Consider the following 18,074-nt stretch of genomic DNA (forward strand, 5'->3'; position numbering starts at 1 on the left):
TTTTTGTGGAGGATGGTATGAAAAGAGGGGTAAAAAAATTATTGTTACTATTATCGTCAATAGCTTTTTCTAGTGCTTTAATTGGATGTAATGAAAAATCTAAGGTTATAAATGATAATTTAAATGAAATAAAATTTGGAGTAAGTGTATATGAAAAATCAGATATATTTATATCAAAAATAGTTGATAACTTAGAAGAAGGTTTAAATACAATAGAGGAAGAAAGTAATTTAGAGATTGATTTGACTGTATTAGATGCAGGAGGAAACCAATATAATCAAAATGAGCAAGTAGATGAATTTATATCACAAGGTGTTGATGTGCTTTGTATAAATTTAGTGGATAGAAGATCAGCTTCATATATAATAAATAAAGCTAAATCTTTTGATATTCCAGTAATATTTTTTAATAGAGAACCAGTTGAAGAAGATATGAATATGTGGGACAAGGTATATTATGTTGGAGCAAAAGCTGAACAGTCAGGAATAATGCAGGCTGATATAGTTCTAGATATTTATGAAGAGGATAATAGAAAAGTAGATAAAAATGGTGATGGGAAAATACAATATTTGATGCTTGAAGGAGAAGCAGGACATCAAGATACTTCTATAAGGACTGAATATTGTATAAAGAGATTAAAAGATAAAGGAGTAAAGGTTGAAAAATTAGATAGTGATGTAGCTAATTGGAATAGAGAACTTGGTATGGAAAAAATGGAAAATTGGATAAAAAAATATAAAAATAATATAGAAGTTGTATTTAGTAATAATGATGCAATGGCACTTGGCGCAATTGATGCAATGAAAAATTTAAATGTTAAAAATATGCCAATAGTTATTGGGGTAGACGGAATTGATGAAGCAATGGAAGAAATAAAAAGAGGAAATATGACAGGTACTGTATTAAGTGATTCAAAAAAGCAAGGAGAAAGTATAGTTGATATAGCTTATGAATTAGCAATAAACGGAGATTCTAAAATTTTAAATAGAAAATACACAAGAGAAGGTCATAGCAAAGTTACAATAGAAAACCTAAATGAATTTATAAATAAGTAATTATAATAAACACATATTGAATTATATAATTTTCATAAAATATATATCTTATAAATATAATTAAATATATAGCAATAGTAGGAGATATAAAATATGGGAGATTATAGGGAGTTATATAGAAGATATTATAGTGAAATTGAATGTGAAGATATGGAGAATGATTATGATGTAGCAAATAATAATATAAAAGTTAAAAGTAAAGGAAGTTATAACTATAAGGGAAGAAATTATAATTACAAAAAAAAGAAAAATAGTATATTAAATGTTATAGCAATTCAAAGTATTGGAGCAATATCTTTAGCATGTTTGGTTTATTCATTAAAGTATCTACCAAATACTGAAGTTAATAAAATATATTCTCAGGCTAAAGAAGTTATCTCTTATAATCAAAATTTTGAAGACTTAGAAGTTATTGAAGTATTTAACACAGTAAAAGAAAAGATAGAAAATGTAAGCTTTTATAATGACTATGAAAAAAAAGATGATAATGTAAGTTTTATTCCACCTTTAATAGGAAATATGGAAAGTTTTGAAGGTGGAATAGTTATAAAGAGTAATACTAAAAAAGATGTGTTTGCAAGTTTAGGTGGAGAAGTAAAAAAGGTTGAAGTAAATGGTGAAAAAGCAAATATAATTATAAATCATAAAAATGGATATGAAACATATTATGAAAATATAACAAGTCCTTTAGTCAAAGAAAAAGATAAAATAGAAGTTGGGGAATGTATAGGAAGCAACACTAGAGTTTCAGATGAAAATTATGAAATTAAATTCAAAGTAAGCTATATGGGCAAATTACAAAATGCACAGGATTATATTGAATTTACAGGGGATAATGCATAGTTAAAATATGGCTAAAGATAATATAAAAAGATCATATACTTTAATGATTATAGAAATTATAGTATTATTACTAGCCATTAGTTTTGAAAGTAGAACTTTAGTTGCTGTTGTTTCTATTTTAATACATGAATTTACACATATATTAGTTGGAAATAAATTAGGATGTAAGCTTTATAATATTAAACTTAGTTTAACAGGTGCTAATGCAGAATTGTCTGATTTAGATGATTTGTTAGATAAAGATAAAATATTACTTTATTTAAGTGGACCAATATCAAACTTAATTATTGGAGTAGTATCTTATATAATTTATAAGTTTACGAGTATACAAGTTTTTGATGTTTTATTTGGAGCTAACTTGTGGCTTTTTATATTTAATTTAATTCCAGCTTACCCTTTAGATGGTGCTAGAATTTTAGAAATTGTAATATCAAAAAAAAGTTCATATTTAAAAAGTAAAAAGATTACGTCAATAATAAGTTATATAGTATCATTTCTTTTAGTATGTTTATTTTTTATTGCATTATATATACATAAGTTAAATATAAGTTTTCTTTTAATAGTGGGATTAATAATTTACTCAACTCTTTTAGAAAAAAAGTGGACAATGTATATAGTTATGGGTGATATTATAAAAAAAAGAAGAAGACTTAAGAAGTACGATTTTATTGAAAATAGATCTGTATCTGTTTTTTATAAAAATGGATTGTTAGATTTAATGAGATTAGTAGATAGGAATAAGTTTAATACATTTTATATATTGGATGAGGAGCTTAAACTTATTTTAATACTTCATGAAGATGAACTTTTAGAGGCGCTTAAAACATACGGAAATATAACTTTAGAAGAATATGATAAAGTGAAAAACTCTCTATAAAATAGAGGGTTTTTTGTTCTTTATAATAAAATAATACTAGTTCATTATAATATATTACAGTTTTATTTAAATAAACCAAATTATGTTACAATATAAAGGAAAAAGTAATTTTGAAATGGGGGAGTATATGCAATTTATAGTGGCACTTATAATTACAATTATAATATTTGGATTATTTTTTATGTATTCAAAATATAAAATGACTAAGTTTATGAAATATGAAATAAATAATCGATGGGGTAAGATACAAAGTATAGAAAAAAGTAAAGTTAACTTTAAGTATGTAAAAAATTATTTTTCTAATAGTAAAAAGGGTTTCTTTATTGATGATATAACTTGGAGTGATTTAGATATGAATGACATGTTTAAATCTATGAATAACACTATGACATCAGTTGGTGAGGAAGTATTATATAATATTTTAAGAAGTCCTTTATTCAATGAGACAAGCTTGAAGAAGAGAGAAGAATTAATTAGTTTTTTCGAAGAAAATGAAAATTTAGCTAAAGAAATTCAATGTAAATTATGGAAATTAGGAAAAAAGAAAAATATGAGTTTATCAGATTATTTTTATGAAGATAAAAAAGAGGTAGTTAATAATAACAGTAAAAATAAATTGATATTATATAATATTTTTTCAGTAAGTCCTATTATATTTGCTATACTTTCAGTATTTAATGGAATTTTTTTAGGAATTATAGTATTAAATATAATTTTAAATATGTATATACATAAGATAACTAAAGACAAGTATGAAAATAGAATTTCAGATTATATTTATATGATTTCTATTGTTAATTGTGCAAAGAAAATATATGATTTAGATTTTAAAGAAATAAATGAAAATTATCCTAATATAAATAATAATTTAAGTAAATTAAAAGGTGTAGCTAAATCAGTATTTGTTGATTCAACTAATGCTACAAGTGATGCATTAGCATTTAATGAAATGCTTAATCTGTTCTTTTTACGTGAAGTTAGAACTTTTGAAAGAATAAATAAAACTTTGTATAAAAATATGGGAGACCTAGAAAAAGTATATGAATATGTAGGAGAAATAGATAGTTTAATAGCAGTAGCATCTTTTAGAACAGCTGTTAATGAATATTGTAGGCCAAGTTTTAAATTAAATGAAAAAAGGGAAATAAAATTTAAAGATATATATCATCCATTAATTAAAGAACCAGTTAAAAATAGTTTTCATATAAATAGATGTATATTAATTACTGGTTCAAATGCATCTGGTAAATCTACATTTTTAAGGACAGTGGCAATTAATTCTTTATTTGCTCAAACTATATATACAGTTTTTGCAAAAGAATATAGTAGTTGTTTTTTAAAATTATATACATCTATGGCTTTAAAGGATGATATGTTAGGCAATGAAAGTTATTATATGGTTGAAAGTAAGTCGTTAAAAAGAATATTGGATAATGTTGATGAGGATATACCTGTTTTATGTTTTGTTGATGAAATATTAAGAGGAACTAACACAATTGAAAGAATTTCAGCATCATCAGAAATATTAAATCATTTAAGCAAGGAAAATTGTATATGTATAGCAGCAACTCATGATATTGAACTTACTTATATATTAGAAAATAATTTTTGTAATTGTCATTTCCAAGAAAAGATTAAAGAAAATAATATTATATTTGATTATAAGTTATACAGTGGACGATCAACTACTAGAAATGCTATTAAAATACTATCTCTTATTGGATATAACAAAAAAATAGTTATAAGAGCTGAAGAGCGTGCAAACTTTTTTATAGAAAATAATTATTGGACAGAAATTGAATAATATAAATTTTAAAAGCAGTTTTTTACTGCTTTTTATTTTAAAAAGAAACACGTAATTTTTAAACAAAAAGCCCAAATTATGTTAATATATAGTATATATGTAATTAAAAGAGGAGGATAATTTTGAAGAAAAGATATTTAATAATATTAATTGCTATAGCGATTATATTTTTAGCACTTTTTGGTGTATATTTAATTAAAAAATATTCTCCAAAATATTATTATAATAGTATTAGAAATTTTGAGTTTGAAAATCAAAAAGAGATATTTATAGATGGAAAAGTAGAGCCTAAGAACAAGAAAGATATATACTTAGAAAAAGATGCTATAGATTATCAATTATTAGTTAAAGATGGAGATAAAGTTAATAGGGGAGATGTTCTTTTTATATATAAAGGAAAGAATAATAAAACAAATAAAGTTTTAGCAGAAATAGATGGTGTAGTAATAATTAATGGTTCTAAAGAAAAAAGCAAGCCTTTTATTACTATAAGGTCAAGGGAAATGTATGTTGATTGTATAGTAAGTGATAAGTATAAAAATAAGTTAAAGAATAATCAAATAGTTAGTATAAAAGTAGGAGGGACAAATATTAGGGTAAAGGGTAAGGTATTTAAGATTCATAATATACCAATGAAATCAACTATGATATCAGAAAATTATGGAGTAAATTTAGATAAAAATTCTACTTATTATAAAGTTGGAATTTCATTTTTTTCAGAATATAAAATTAAAGAAAATACTTATGTACAAATTGTAATTAGCTAATATATTTATATTTCTTATTTTGTTAATCTTTGTTAAATTTTGTTTAACGTTGTTAAAAAGTATGATAATATGTTTTTATTGGGCAATTTAAGTCGTTTTTGTAAGATTTAAATTGGTATCAATAAAATAAATTTTATACTTTTTAGGGGGAAAATATGCAAATAATAAGCTATTTAATTACAGGAGTGCTATTAGCACTAGCAGATTATTTTTTGTTTGAAAAGGACAAAAATATAATTTCTATTATAAAGAAATTATTATGTTACATTGTATTATTTAACATAATTTCTTTAAGTATTATAAAGTTTCTTTTAAATAAACAAAATGTACTTAGATATTCTTTATATAATGGATCATTTTTCTTTAAATATATTATATTTACATTATTATGTGGAATAGTATATTTATTCATTAAAGGAATAATGAATTCAAATGTTGACTTTGAATTATCAAAGGAAAAAATTAATTGGAAAATAAGAACAATAAAAATATTATCAGTTATATTTTTTGGAATAGGTGGATTTTTTGTATTCTTTTCTAATTGGTTCATTGACTATTTTGGAAATATTACACCAGAGCAATTTTTATTTAATTTAAATTCACCACTTAAAGGTACAAGTACTGATATGTACAGAGAAATATTCATGACACCAGTTTTTTCTGTTGTATCATGTATAGTTATATTTTCAGTTATAATAAATTTCCATTATGATATATGGTTAAAAGTTAAAAATAGCAATATAAAAATATTAAGCACAAAAGGATTAAGAATAGTAACTTTTATAGTTTCTATAATTTGTGTTGTTTGTGGAGTTGCATACGGCTCAAAAAAGCTAAGTTTAGATAAGGTTTACAAAGCGTATGTTTCAGATACTTCATATATTAAAGATAATTATGTAGATCCGCGTAATGTAAAGATGTCTTTTCCAGAAAAGAAAAGAAATTTAATTCATATTTATTTAGAATCTGTTGAAAATTCATATTTATCTAAAGAATTAGGCGGAAATATGAAAGTTAATTTAATGCCTGAATTAACTAAATTATCAAAAGAAGGAGTTAGTTTTTCAGAATCAGAAAAATTTGGAGGTCCTTATCAAACATATGGATCAAGTTGGTCAGTTGCATCTATGGTTAATATGAGTATGGGACTTCCATTAAAAATACCTATGGGTGGAAATTCATATGGTAAGTCAGGAAGCTTCTTACCTGGAGCTATTAGTATAGGTGATATTTTAGAAGCACAAGGATATGAGCAAACAATAATGTTTGGTGCAGATGCTGATTTTGGTGGATTAACTACTTTCTTTACTACACATGGTAATTTTAATATTTTTGATCATAAGGCAGCAATTGAAAAGAAATTAATACCAAAAGATTATGATGTTTGGTGGGGATATGAAGATGATAAACTGTACAAGTATGCAAAAGATGAGATAACACGTTTATCAAAAACTGGAAAACCATTTAATTTTACAATGGAAACAGCAGATACACATTTCCCAGATGGATATTTATCAAAAAATGCTAGCAAAAAATATGATTCACAATATGCAAATGTTATTGCATATTCAACAAAAGAAGCTGTTAATTTTGTAAAATGGATTCAAAAGCAACCATTTTATAAAGATACAACAATAGTAATAACAGGTGATCATTTAAGTATGGATAAAAAGTTCTTTAAAGATTTTGATAAATCATATCATAGAACAGTATTTAACTTAATACTTAATCCAGCAACAACTACTAAAAATGTTAAGAATAGAGAGTTTTCACCTGTTGATATGTACCCAACTATTTTAGCTAGTATGGGAGTTCAAATTGAAGGTAATAAATTAGGACTTGGAACAAATTTATTCTCAAATCAAAAAACTTTAATTGAGAGAGATGGACTTGATAATGTAAATAAGGGCTTTGAAGGTAAAAGTAATTTCTTCAATGATACGTTTATTTCAGAAAAGAGAACTAGCGATTTTCAAAATACATTAGTAACTCAAAGAAAGAGTGACAAATAATTTTTAGAGCATCGATATTAATCGATGCTCTTTTGTTTTGCATATTGTCATCTTAAATAAATGCTATAAAGTTGACAATTTTATAATAAAAGGAATATAATTTGTACATTAATAATAAATTGAATTTTATATAGAAAATATAAATTTTTTTTAAGGTGGAATTTTAAAATGAGTAAAGGGATATTTATAACTGGTAATGGAACTGATATTGGTAAAACATTTATAACAGCTTTAATTTTAAAAAAACTTAGAGATAATAATATTAATGCTGGATATTATAAAGCGGCACTTAGTGGTGCTGAAGTTATAAATGATGAACTTATAGCCGGGGATGCAAAATATGTTTGTGATATTTCAAAAATTAATATGAATCCAAATGATTTAGTATCATATATTTATAAAATGGCTGTGTCACCTCATTTAGCAGCTGAAATTGAAAATAATAAAATAGATATTATTAAAATAAAAGATGATTTTAATAAAATAAAAGAAAAGTTTGAGTTTATTACTGTTGAAGGTAGTGGAGGAATAATTTGTCCATTAAGAAGTGATGATGAAGGAACTATTATGTTAGAGGATGTAATAAAAGAATTGAATTTAGATGTTTTGATAGTTGCATCAGCAGAACTTGGAACTATAAATAATACTGTTTTAACATGTGAATATGCAAAGGAAAAGGGGATAAATGTAAAAGGGATAATTTTAAATGGATATGATAAAAATAATTTTTTACATTTAGATAATAAAAAACAAATTGAAAGATTAACCAATATACCTATTATTGCAGAGGTAGAGAACAACGCAGGGTTTTTAAATATGAAACTAAAAAATCTTATAGATTTATATAAGGAGATTTAATATGAATTTAGTTAGTGATGAATTAGTAAAATTAGATTTAGAACATATATGGCATCCATGTTCACAGATGAAGGATTATGAAGAGCTTAAACCTATAATAGTAGACCATGCAAAAGGAGTTTATCTTTATGACATTAACGGTAAGTCTTATGTTGATGTAGTAAGTTCATGGTGGTGTAATCTTTTAGGGCATTGTAACTACAGAATAAATGAAGCTGTAAAAAAACAAATAGATAATTTAGAACATGTTATATTTGCAAACTTTTCTCATAAACCAGCAATAGAATTATGTAATAAACTTTCAAAGGTTGTATCAGAAGGATTAAATAAGTTTTTCTTTACAGATAATGGGTCAGCAGCAATAGAAGTTGCTATGAAAATGAGCTTTCAATATCATTACCAAACAGGGAATAAACAGAAAAAAAGATTTATAGCATTAACGGATGCTTACCATGGAGAAACATTAGGTGCATTGTCAGTAAGTGGAGTAGACTTATACTCTAAAATATATAAACCAATGCTATTAGATATAATAAGAGTTGAAGGTCCAGACTGTTATAGATGTAAGTATGGAAAGTGCAGGGAAAATTGTGGTGCAGAATGTTTTGAGTCAGCAGAAAAAATATTCGAAGAATATGGGGATGAAACTTGTGCATTTTTAATAGAACCTCTTGTACAAGCAGCTGCAGGAATGAAAATATACTCTAAAGAATATTTAAAGAAACTTAGAAAATATTGTGATAAATATAATGTACATTTAATTGCAGATGAAATAGCAACTGGATATGGGAGAACAGGAAAAATGTTTGCATGCAATCATGCTGAAATTTCACCAGATATTATGTGTTTATCAAAGGGGTTAACAGGAGGTTATATGCCTATGGCATTAGCTGTTACAACTGATAAAATTTATAATGCTTTTTATGCAGATTATAATGAAGGAAAAGCATTTATGCATAGTCATACTTATAGTGGAAATCCTTTAGCTTGTTCTGCTGCAATAGAAGTTTTAAATATATTAAATGATGAAAAAGTTATAGATAAAGCACAGGAAAATGCAATATATTTTAATAATTTAATTAAAGAAAAAATATATAGTCATAAAAATGTTGGAGATATTAGAAATATAGGGCTTATAAATGCAATTGAATTAGTTGAAGATAAAAAAAGCAAAAAGTCTTTAGATAGTAAAAATAGATATGGTTATCAAATATATAAAAAGGCATTAGAAAAAGGAGTATTACTTAGACCTTTAGGTGATGTAATATATTTTAATCCACCTCTTATATTAGAAAAGGATGATATGGATTTTATAGTTAATGTATGTTTAGAATGTATAGAAGAAGTTTTAGGAAAATAAAAAATTAAAAATAAAAACTCCGATTGTTTAACGAAATAAATAATTGGAGTTTTATATATTTATAAAAAATTTTTTTAATAATAATTTATAACTTTTATTAAATATAGCTATTAATTTATTAGTAGAACTAAATTTTAATTTATGCTAGAATATAGGGATGTATACAGAAAGATAAGGCAAGAATAACTTAATTAATAATCTGTATATAGAGTAATTATTAGGAGGATGTAATTTAAATGAATAGAATTTCAGATAACATCTTATGCAGAGTTGAAAAGCCAACTAGATATGTTGGTGGAGAACTTAATCAGGTTATTAAAAATCCAGAAGAAGTAGATATAAGATTTGCTTTTTGTTTTCCAGATGTCTATGAAGTAGGAATGTCACACTTAGGAACAAGAATACTTTATCATACTATAAATGCAAGAAAAGATACATATTGCGAAAGAGTATTTGCTCCATGGCCAGACATGGAAGAAGAAATGAGAAAAAATAATGTAGCATTATATGCTTTAGAAACTAAAGATTCTTTAGATAAATTTGATATATTAGGATTTACATTACAATATGAAATGAGTTACACAAATATATTAAATATGCTAGATATGTCAGGAATAACTTTAAGAGCATCAGAAAGAGGAGAAAATGAGCCTATAATTATGGCTGGAGGTCCTTGTGCTTATAATCCAGAGCCTTTATATGACATAGTTGATTTCTTTGAACTTGGTGAAGGTGAAGAAATGATGAATGACGTACTTGATGTATACAAAAAGTACAAAGGCAAAGGTAAGAAAAAAGAGTTTTTAAGAGAAATATCAAAAATAAGAGGTATATACGTGCCTTCATTATATGATGTAACTTACAATGAAGATGGAACGATAAAAGAATTTAAACCAAAATATGATGACGTTCCACAAGTTGTTAAAAAGAGAATAGTAACTGACTTTGATAAGGTTGATTTTCCAATAGAAGATATGATAGTACCTTATACAGAAGTTGTTCACGATAGAATAGTATTAGAAACTGCAAGAGGATGTACAAATGGATGTAGATTCTGTCAAGCAGGTATGATTTATAGACCAGTTAGAGAAAAAACTAGAGAAACTTTATTAGAACAAGCAAGACAATTAGTTAAAACAACTGGTTATCAAGAAATATCACTTTCTTCATTAAGTATATGTGATCACTCAGATATTGAAGGTCTTATACATGGATTAATGGAAGAACATAGTGAGAATAAAGTTGGAGTATCACTTCCTTCAATAAGAGTTGATGCTTTTTCAGTTGACCTTATAAAGGAAATTCAAAAAGTAAGAAAAACAGGTTTAACTTTTGCACCAGAAGCTGGTTCTCAAAGAATGAGAGATGTAATAAATAAAGGATTAACAGAAGAGAGAATACTTGAAGCCACAAAAAGTGCTTTTGAAAATGGTTGGAGTACAATTAAACTTTACTTTATTATAGGACTTCCATATGAAAAAATAGAAGATTGTGAGGCCATTGCTGAACTTGCAGAAAAAATGGTAGAAAAATATTATGAAATACCAAAAGACGTTAGAAAGAAAGGTCTTAGAATTACAGTAAGTACTTCTATACTTGTACCAAAACCATTTACTCCATTCCAATGGGCTCCAATGGAAAGAATGGAAGAAGTAACAGAAAAGATAAAAGCCGTTAAAGGTTCAATAAAATCAAGAGCTATAACATATAACTATCATGCTCAAAAAACTTCATATATGGAAGCTGTATTTGCAAGAGGAGATAGAAAACTTTGTGATGTTTTAATTAAAGCTTTTGAAAAAGGTTGTAAATTTGATGGTTGGTCAGAATACTTTAACTTTGATGCTTGGCTTGAAGCCTTAAAAGAGTGTAATGTTGATGGAGACTTCTATGCTTATAGAGAAAGAAGTTATGATGAAATATTACCATGGGATTTCATTGATATAGGGGTTAATAGATCATATTTAGTTAATGAAAATGAAAAAGCTAAGAGAGTTGAACTTACACAAAACTGTAGAAAAGGATGTACGGGATGTGGAATCAACGTTAACTTTAAAGAAGGGAAGTGTTTTGAAGGTGCGATATCTAATAAAGTTTACTAAAGAAGCAGATATAAAATTTGTAGCTCACTTAGATTTAATGAGAACTATACAAAGAATAATAAGAAGATCTGGTCTTCCAATAGAATATTCAAAAGGATTTAATCCTCATATGACTCTTTCAATAGCACAACCACTTTCAGTTGGAGTGTATTCAGAAGGAGAATACATGGATATAGTTTTAAAGGAAGAACTTGATACAGATGAAGTTTTAAATAAATTAAATGAGAGAACAGCAAGTGGAATTAAATTTTTAAAAGCTATAAAAATTCCACTAATACCAAATGAAAAAAAAGTTCCTCAATCAATGGCACTTGTTGATGGAGCAAGATATACAGTTAAGATTGAATATAATGATACATCAAAGTTCGAAGAAGAGATGAAAAATCTTTTAGAGAAAAAAGAGTGGGTAATGACAAAAAGAACTAAAAAAGGTCAAAGTGAAGTTGATATAAAACCATTAGTTCATGAACTTAAGTATTGGATTAAAGATAATGAAGTTGTATTAAATATATTAATAAGTTCAGGAAGTAGAGTTCATTTATCACCAGACCTTTTGGTTAAACTTATAAAAGAAAATACAAGTAACTGTAATGATGAAGCTTTCGTTCAGATAAAGAGAGAAGAAATGTACTTACTTAAAGATGATATTTTAGTACCTCTTTATAAATGTGTATAGGAAGTGTAAATATGAGAGAAATTTTTATTGAGAGAAGAGAAAATTCTTTAAGAGTTGCTGTAAAAGATAATAAAGAATTAGAAGAATGTTTTATAGAAGAAAAAAGCTCTGAACCTTCCTTTGGTGAAATATACAAAGGAAGAGTTAAAAATATAGTTCCTGCTATAAATTCAATATTTGTTGATTTAGGCTTTGAAAAAGAAGGATATATGTACTTTAGCGAAGAGCTTAAAAAGCAAGGTATAAAAAAAGGTGATGAACTTTTAGTTGAAGTTTTAAAAGAACCTTTAAATGAAAAGGGAGCAAAGGTCACAAATAAATTTAGTATACCAGGGAAATATTTAGTATTTAATTATGGTGAAAGTGGAATATCATTTTCAAAAAGATTTACTGATGAAGTTAAGAAAACTCTTATACTTGCAGAGATTGAAGAAGTTAAAGGTGTCAATATAGTTATTAGAACAGAAGGGGCTAATGTACCTATAGAGATACTTAAAAAAGAAAGAGATAAGCTTAAGTTAATATTAAATGATATGACTAGAAAGCTTAACTTTAGTACAGAAATTTCAAAAGTATATGGAGAAGATGCATTACTTAACAAGGTTTTAAGAGATAATATAACAAAAGGTAATGTAAAAATATATGTTGATAATAAAGAAGATGAATCTTTAGCTAATAACTTTATAGATGGAGAAAAAGATGTAGAAGTTATACTGTATAAAGGCTTTAGAGGATTATTTGATTATTATAATATAGAAAAAGAAATATTAAAGCTTAGACATAATAAAGTTAAATTAAATTGTGGTGGAAATATAGTTATTGAAAAAACAGAAGCTATGTATGTTATTGATGTAAATAGCGGAAAGAATATAAAAGAGAGAAATTTAAATAAAACAATACTTCAAACTAACTTAGAAGCAGCAAAAGAAATAGGAAAGCAAATACTTCTTAGAAACTTAAGCGGAATAATAGTTATTGATTTTATAGATATGAGAGATCCAAAGCAAAGAATTCAAGTTATGAGAGCTATTAAGGATGCTTTAAAAGCTGATAAAGGGAATAGTAAAATATATCCTTTTACAGAACTTGATTTAGTTCAAATAACAAGAAAACGTAGAGGAAAAAGTATTTATGATTCAATAGAAGAGGCATGTCCAAGATGTAAGGGGAGCGGAAATATATTAAAATTATCTTATATAGAAGATTTAATACGAAATGATATATTAAAAGCTGTTGAAGAAAATACTATAGAAAGTTTCTTTATAGAAATTGATAGCAATTATAAAGAGGCAGTAAGTGGAGATATGGTAAATTTCCTTAAAAATATAGATGGGCTTGATAAAGAAATATTCTTAAAGTTTTCTGAGGGAATTGAAGGATATAAGATAGAGCCTATAATATTTAAAAGTCAAAAAAATAATTTAGAGGATTATAAAATAAAAGGAATAGAAAGATATTAATTTTTAAGTTAGAAAAAATTAAATGATTTTATAAAAACTAAATTAAGTATGGTAATTTCTTATAAATTACAAATTAATATTGACAATGACAAATAGGTATGTTAACTTTAATTAGTAAACCGCTCACGATAGGGTTTTTTGTCAAACAAAGAATTATATCTTTGTACCCGTAGTGGCGAGACCGTTATGAGGAGGTGTTTTAATGTACGCAGTAGTATTAACTGGAGGAAAACAATACAGAGTTCAAGAGGGAGACGTATTATTCGTTGAAAAATTAAACGCTGAAGTTGACTCACAAGTTGAATTAACAGAAGTATTAGCTGTTTCTAATGGAGAAACTTTAACAGTTGGAAAGCCAATGGTTGAAGGAGCTAAAGTTGTTGCTAAAGTTGTAGCACAAGGAAAAGCTAAGAAAATCACAGTATTCAAGTATAAGGCTAAGAAGGACTACAGAAGAAAGAATGGTCACAGACAACCTTACACTAAATTAGTTATCGAAAAGATCGAAGCATAGTCAAATGATTAGTGCAAAGATTTTAACAAAAAAAGATAACATAATAGGTTTCATTATAGATAGTCATGCGATGCCAGAAGACAGAGATTTTAATAACGATGTTTTATTGGTTGGAGAAGCTTTTGATATGGTTTGCAACTCAGTTTCAGTCTTATCACAAAGTGTTCTTATAGGTATAGATGAAGTTTTAAAACTTAACTGTACATATGAAATGGCTGATGGATACCTTAAGTTAGACTTAACTGATTTTTCGGAAGAAGAATTAATGCAGTCTCAAGTTTTACTTAAAACTTTCGAGAAGAGTCTAGAAAGTGTAATTTTTAGCTTGGATCAAATGTTTGGAATTAATAAACGTAGAGAATATATAAATTTATTAAAAGAGGAGGTGTAGTGACATGATGATAATGAACCTTCAATTATTTGCCCACAAAAAAGGGGTAGGTAGCTCAAAGAACGGTAGAGATTCTGAGTCAAAAAGACTTGGTGTTAAATCAGCAGACGGAGAATTCGTTTTAGCTGGAAACATCATCGTTAGACAAAGAGGAACTAAAATCCACCCAGGAAACAATGTTGGAAAGGGTAAGGATGATACTCTATTCGCTAAGATCGATGGAGTTGTTAGATTCGAAAGAATGGGAAGAGACAAGAAGAAAGCTTCTGTTTACCCAATGAACGTAGAAGTAATAGCTGAATAATAGTTATTAATATAAAGCACCCATGAATTTGGGTGCTTTTTAAATGTAAAAAAAGATTTTAAAAATACATTTGTAATCTTTTTTTCTTTATATATAGTAGGTTTGTGATATAATTAAGAAAATATTTTATTTGAATAGATTTAATAATTATAATCTATGGAAATAATATTAATAAGAATATTAGAAATTTTATCTATATATTTTTAGAAAGAATAAATTTTCACAAAAGGAGAGGTGAAATTATGAGTATGTTTATAGATAAGGCCAAGGTTTTCATTAAATCTGGTAAAGGTGGAGATGGTAATGTTTCATTCAGAAGAGAGAAATACGTTCCACTTGGTGGACCAGATGGTGGAGATGGTGGTAGAGGCGGAAGTATTATCTTTAGAGTTGATACAGGAATCACTACATTAATGGATTTTAAATATAAAAGAAAATTCGTAGCAGAGCCAGGAGAAAATGGTGGCGGATCAAAATGCTACGGAAAAGATGGAAATGATCTTTATATAAGAGTACCATTAGGTACAATTATAAGAGAAGCTGAAAGTAATAAAATAATATGTGACCTTTCAGAAAAAGATGATGAATATGTTGTTTTAAGAGGTGGAAAAGGTGGTAAAGGAAACTGTAAGTTCTGTACACCTACAAGACAGGCACCAACTTTTGCTGAGCCTGGAATGCCTGGAGAAGAAATGAACATAATTCTAGAACTTAAGTTACTTGCAGATGTTGGACTTTTAGGTTTCCCTAATGTAGGTAAGTCAACATTCTTATCAATGACAACAAAAGCAAAACCAAAGATAGCAAACTATCATTTTACAACACTTAAACCAAATCTTGGAGTTGTTGCAGCAGATGGAGTAGAGCCTTTTGTTATGGCAGATATACCAGGAATTATTGAAGGAGCAAGTGAAGGTGTAGGTCTTGGTCTTGAATTCTTAAGACATATTGAAAGAACAAGATTATTAGTTCACGTTGTAGACCTTTCAGGACTTGAAGGAAGAGATCCTTTTGAAGATTTCTTAAAGATAAACGAAGAACTTAAAAAGTATTCAGTTAAGCTTTGGGATAGACCTCAAATAGTAGTTGCAAACAAAACTGACCTTGTATTTGAAGAAGGTGTATTTGAAGAGTTTGAAAGCAAAGTTAAAGCACTAGGATTTGATAAAGTTTATAAAATGTCAGCAGCAACTAGAGAAGGTGTTGATGAGGTAATTAAAGAATGTGCTAGAATGCTTAAGGAAATTCCTATAACAGGACTTGAAATTTCAGAAGACGAAAGATATGTACCAGATGAGAAGAGATTTACTTATGAGGTTAGAGTTGAAGAAGGCGATGAATTTGATACTTACTATGTATTTGGAAGCTTCGTAGATAGACTTTTAAATGCAGTTAACGTAAATGATGCTGACTCATTAAGATACTTCCATAAAGTATTAAAGAATAAGGGAGTATTAGATAAATTAAGAGAGATGGGAATCAAAGACGGAGACATGGTAAATCTTAACGACTTTGAATTTGAATATATACTATAGGAGGATTTTAGATGTTAATAGGAAAACAAAGAGCTTACTTAAGAGGGTTAGCTAATGATATGCAACCTATATTCCAAATTGGAAAAAATGGAATAGAAGAAACTTTCTTAATTCAAGTAAGAGATGCTTTAGAAAAAAGAGAGCTTATTAAAATAAAAGTTTTAGAAAATAGTGGACTTGAAGCAAGAGAAGCTTCAGATTATATATGTGAAAAGTTAAAATGTGAAGGTGTTCAAGCAATTGGAAGTAAGATAGTTTTATACAAAAGATCATCAAAAAATCCAAAAATAGAAATACCAAGAAAAGCTAAAAACAGAAAATAATGAAGAAATATGGGATTATTGGAGGAACCTTTGATCCTATCCACAATGCTCATCTTTACATAGCTTATGAGGCTAAGAAGAGATTGGACTTAGATAAAATAATATTTATACCAAATGGAAGTCCCCCACACAAGCTAAATAAGAAGGTAACGGGGGCTTCTTTAAGGTATGAAATGGTAAAGGAAGCTATAAAAGATTTTGAGGATTTTGAGGTTTCAGATTATGAAATAGAAAAAGAAGGATTAAGTTACACGTATAAAACCTTAGAGCATTTTAATGAGAATAATGTTGAGTTGTATTTTATAACAGGAGCTGATTGTCTTGTAAACTTAGATAAGTGGAAAAATGTAACTGAAATATTTTCTTTATGTAATTTTGTTGTATTTACAAGACCAGGATTTAAAGAATCAGATTTAAAAAAGGAAAAAGAATTAGCAGAGAAAAAATATAATGGAAAAATTATATTTTTAAATATACTTGATTTAGATATTTCATCAACATATATAAGAAATAGAATAAAAAATGGGGATAGAGTTGACTTTTTTGTACCACAAGTGGTCATGAAAGTTATTGAAAGGGAAAAGCTTTATTGTAAGGAGAAGTAATATGGATTTTAGTTATATTTATGATTACTTAAAGGAAAATTTAAAACCTAAAAGATATATGCACACTTTAGGTGTTGTATCTACAGCTAAAAAATTAGCTGAATTAAACGGTATAGATGAAAATAAAGCAGAAGAAGCTGCACTTTTCCATGATGTTGGAAAAAATTTATCAAAAGAAGAATTATTAAAGATTATAGAAGATAATAATATAGAGTTAACATTAACAGAGAAAAAAACACCAGAGCTTTGGCATGCAATAGTGTCTAGAATAATTGCTAAAGAAAAGTTTAATATAGATGATGAAGAAGTACTTGAGGCTATGAGATGGCACACTACAGGTAAAGAAAATATGAGTAAACTTGAAAAGATTATTTATATTGCAGATATGATTGAACCATCAAGAGTTTATGATGGTGTAGATGAAATTAGAAATAAAGTTTTAGAAAATTTAGATGAAGGTGTTCTTATGGGCATGGAACATACTATAAAATATTTACTAAATAACGGAGCTCTTATTGATATAAATACTATAAAGGCAAGAAATTATTTAGTTATCGAAAAACTTTAATTTTAAGTATATTGGGGGGA

At 26.8% G+C, this 18,074-nt stretch carries 18 protein-coding genes; all 18 read left to right on the forward strand.

Annotated features, from left to right (window positions below):
• The first annotated feature begins 17 nt into the window (after window positions 1-17).
• Window positions 18-1,055: a galactose ABC transporter substrate-binding protein gene (locus tag O212_RS0101050; protein ID WP_024613321.1), complete on the forward strand. Its 1,038-nt coding sequence runs from the start codon at window positions 18-20 to the stop codon at window positions 1,053-1,055.
• A gap of 93 nt (window positions 1,056-1,148) precedes the next feature.
• Window positions 1,149-1,898 carry a M23 family metallopeptidase gene (locus O212_RS0101055; RefSeq protein ID WP_024613322.1) on the forward strand — a complete coding sequence of 250 codons (750 nt, stop codon included), beginning with the start codon at window positions 1,149-1,151 and terminating at the stop codon, window positions 1,896-1,898.
• Between the two features lie 7 nt (window positions 1,899-1,905).
• Window positions 1,906-2,775: a site-2 protease family protein gene (locus tag O212_RS0101060; RefSeq protein WP_242829543.1), complete on the forward strand. Its 870-nt coding sequence runs from the start codon at window positions 1,906-1,908 to the stop codon at window positions 2,773-2,775.
• A 127-nt stretch (window positions 2,776-2,902) separates the two neighbouring features.
• Window positions 2,903-4,579: a MutS family DNA mismatch repair protein gene (locus tag O212_RS0101065; RefSeq protein WP_024613324.1), complete on the forward strand. Its 1,677-nt coding sequence runs from the start codon at window positions 2,903-2,905 to the stop codon at window positions 4,577-4,579.
• A gap of 122 nt (window positions 4,580-4,701) precedes the next feature.
• Window positions 4,702-5,346 carry an efflux RND transporter periplasmic adaptor subunit gene (locus O212_RS0101070; protein ID WP_024613325.1) on the forward strand — a complete coding sequence of 215 codons (645 nt, stop codon included), beginning with the start codon at window positions 4,702-4,704 and terminating at the stop codon, window positions 5,344-5,346.
• 155 nt (window positions 5,347-5,501) lie between these two features.
• Window positions 5,502-7,358 carry an LTA synthase family protein gene (locus O212_RS0101075; protein ID WP_024613326.1) on the forward strand — a complete coding sequence of 619 codons (1,857 nt, stop codon included), beginning with the start codon at window positions 5,502-5,504 and terminating at the stop codon, window positions 7,356-7,358.
• A 168-nt stretch (window positions 7,359-7,526) separates the two neighbouring features.
• Window positions 7,527-8,216, forward strand: a complete 690-nt coding sequence (bioD, locus tag O212_RS0101080; RefSeq protein ID WP_024613327.1) for a dethiobiotin synthase — start codon at window positions 7,527-7,529, stop codon at window positions 8,214-8,216.
• Window position 8,217: 1 nt separating this feature from the next.
• Window positions 8,218-9,576 (forward strand): adenosylmethionine--8-amino-7-oxononanoate transaminase, encoded by a 1,359-nt coding sequence (gene bioA, locus O212_RS0101085; RefSeq protein ID WP_024613328.1) that lies wholly within the window; start codon window positions 8,218-8,220, stop codon window positions 9,574-9,576.
• Window positions 9,577-9,812: 236 nt separating this feature from the next.
• On the forward strand, window positions 9,813-11,678 hold the full coding sequence (locus O212_RS0101090; protein WP_024613329.1) for a TIGR03960 family B12-binding radical SAM protein: 1,866 nt from the start codon (window positions 9,813-9,815) through the stop codon (window positions 11,676-11,678).
• Window positions 11,653-12,354, forward strand: coding sequence for a TIGR03936 family radical SAM-associated protein (locus O212_RS0101095; protein ID WP_024613330.1), 702 nt, complete (start codon window positions 11,653-11,655; stop codon window positions 12,352-12,354). Before O212_RS0101090 ends, O212_RS0101095 begins: the two co-directional genes overlap by 26 nt.
• 11 nt (window positions 12,355-12,365) lie before the next feature.
• Entirely contained in the window at window positions 12,366-13,814 is a 1,449-nt protein-coding gene (locus tag O212_RS0101100; protein WP_024613331.1) for an Rne/Rng family ribonuclease, read from the forward strand.
• A 202-nt stretch (window positions 13,815-14,016) separates the two neighbouring features.
• Window positions 14,017-14,328: a 50S ribosomal protein L21 gene (rplU, locus tag O212_RS0101105; protein ID WP_024613332.1), complete on the forward strand. Its 312-nt coding sequence runs from the start codon at window positions 14,017-14,019 to the stop codon at window positions 14,326-14,328.
• Window positions 14,329-14,332: 4 nt separating this feature from the next.
• The gene (locus O212_RS0101110) at window positions 14,333-14,719 is read left to right on the forward strand and encodes a ribosomal-processing cysteine protease Prp (RefSeq protein ID WP_024613333.1); all 387 of its coding nucleotides are present in this window, start codon (window positions 14,333-14,335) and stop codon (window positions 14,717-14,719) included.
• A gap of 4 nt (window positions 14,720-14,723) precedes the next feature.
• Window positions 14,724-15,023 carry a 50S ribosomal protein L27 gene (rpmA, locus tag O212_RS0101115; protein ID WP_024613334.1) on the forward strand — a complete coding sequence of 100 codons (300 nt, stop codon included), beginning with the start codon at window positions 14,724-14,726 and terminating at the stop codon, window positions 15,021-15,023.
• Between the two features lie 248 nt (window positions 15,024-15,271).
• Window positions 15,272-16,558, forward strand: a complete 1,287-nt coding sequence (gene obgE, locus O212_RS0101120; protein ID WP_024613335.1) for a GTPase ObgE — start codon at window positions 15,272-15,274, stop codon at window positions 16,556-16,558.
• Between the two features lie 11 nt (window positions 16,559-16,569).
• The gene (locus tag O212_RS0101125) at window positions 16,570-16,881 is read left to right on the forward strand and encodes a YhbY family RNA-binding protein (protein WP_024613336.1); all 312 of its coding nucleotides are present in this window, start codon (window positions 16,570-16,572) and stop codon (window positions 16,879-16,881) included.
• Window positions 16,881-17,486 carry a nicotinate-nucleotide adenylyltransferase gene (nadD, locus tag O212_RS0101130; protein WP_024613337.1) on the forward strand — a complete coding sequence of 202 codons (606 nt, stop codon included), beginning with the start codon at window positions 16,881-16,883 and terminating at the stop codon, window positions 17,484-17,486. Before O212_RS0101125 ends, nadD begins: the two co-directional genes overlap by 1 nt.
• Before the next feature lies 1 nt (window position 17,487).
• Window positions 17,488-18,054, forward strand: a complete 567-nt coding sequence (gene yqeK / locus O212_RS0101135) for a bis(5'-nucleosyl)-tetraphosphatase (symmetrical) YqeK (protein WP_029699080.1) — start codon at window positions 17,488-17,490, stop codon at window positions 18,052-18,054.
• The last annotated feature ends 20 nt before the right edge of the window (window positions 18,055-18,074 follow it).

It is taken from the genome of Clostridium sp. Ade.TY (assembly GCF_000498355.1).
Taxonomy (GTDB): Bacteria; Bacillota; Clostridia; order Clostridiales; family Clostridiaceae; genus Clostridium.

What these genes read in the sequence shown, in the direction of transcription:
- O212_RS0101100 (WP_024613331.1), top strand. Translation starts at nt 12,366, where the DNA reads ATGAGAGAAATTTTTATTGAGAGAAGAGAAAATTCTTTAAGAGTTGCT.
- rpmA (WP_024613334.1), top strand. Translation starts at nt 14,724, where the DNA reads ATGATGATAATGAACCTTCAATTATTTGCCCACAAAAAAGGGGTAGGT.
- O212_RS0101090 (WP_024613329.1), top strand. Translation starts at nt 9,813, where the DNA reads ATGAATAGAATTTCAGATAACATCTTATGCAGAGTTGAAAAGCCAACT.
- bioA (WP_024613328.1), top strand. Translation starts at nt 8,218, where the DNA reads ATGAATTTAGTTAGTGATGAATTAGTAAAATTAGATTTAGAACATATA.
- O212_RS0101125 (WP_024613336.1), top strand. Translation starts at nt 16,570, where the DNA reads ATGTTAATAGGAAAACAAAGAGCTTACTTAAGAGGGTTAGCTAATGAT.
- O212_RS0101075 (WP_024613326.1), top strand. Translation starts at nt 5,502, where the DNA reads ATGCAAATAATAAGCTATTTAATTACAGGAGTGCTATTAGCACTAGCA.
- bioD (WP_024613327.1), top strand. Translation starts at nt 7,527, where the DNA reads ATGAGTAAAGGGATATTTATAACTGGTAATGGAACTGATATTGGTAAA.
- obgE (WP_024613335.1), top strand. Translation starts at nt 15,272, where the DNA reads ATGTTTATAGATAAGGCCAAGGTTTTCATTAAATCTGGTAAAGGTGGA.
- nadD (WP_024613337.1), top strand. Translation starts at nt 16,881, where the DNA reads ATGAAGAAATATGGGATTATTGGAGGAACCTTTGATCCTATCCACAAT.
- O212_RS0101055 (WP_024613322.1), top strand. Translation starts at nt 1,149, where the DNA reads ATGGGAGATTATAGGGAGTTATATAGAAGATATTATAGTGAAATTGAA.
- O212_RS0101060 (WP_242829543.1), top strand. Translation starts at nt 1,906, where the DNA reads ATGGCTAAAGATAATATAAAAAGATCATATACTTTAATGATTATAGAA.
- yqeK (WP_029699080.1), top strand. Translation starts at nt 17,488, where the DNA reads ATGGATTTTAGTTATATTTATGATTACTTAAAGGAAAATTTAAAACCT.
- O212_RS0101050 (WP_024613321.1), top strand. Translation starts at nt 18, where the DNA reads ATGAAAAGAGGGGTAAAAAAATTATTGTTACTATTATCGTCAATAGCT.
- rplU (WP_024613332.1), top strand. Translation starts at nt 14,017, where the DNA reads ATGTACGCAGTAGTATTAACTGGAGGAAAACAATACAGAGTTCAAGAG.
- O212_RS0101110 (WP_024613333.1), top strand. Translation starts at nt 14,333, where the DNA reads ATGATTAGTGCAAAGATTTTAACAAAAAAAGATAACATAATAGGTTTC.
- O212_RS0101065 (WP_024613324.1), top strand. Translation starts at nt 2,903, where the DNA reads ATGCAATTTATAGTGGCACTTATAATTACAATTATAATATTTGGATTA.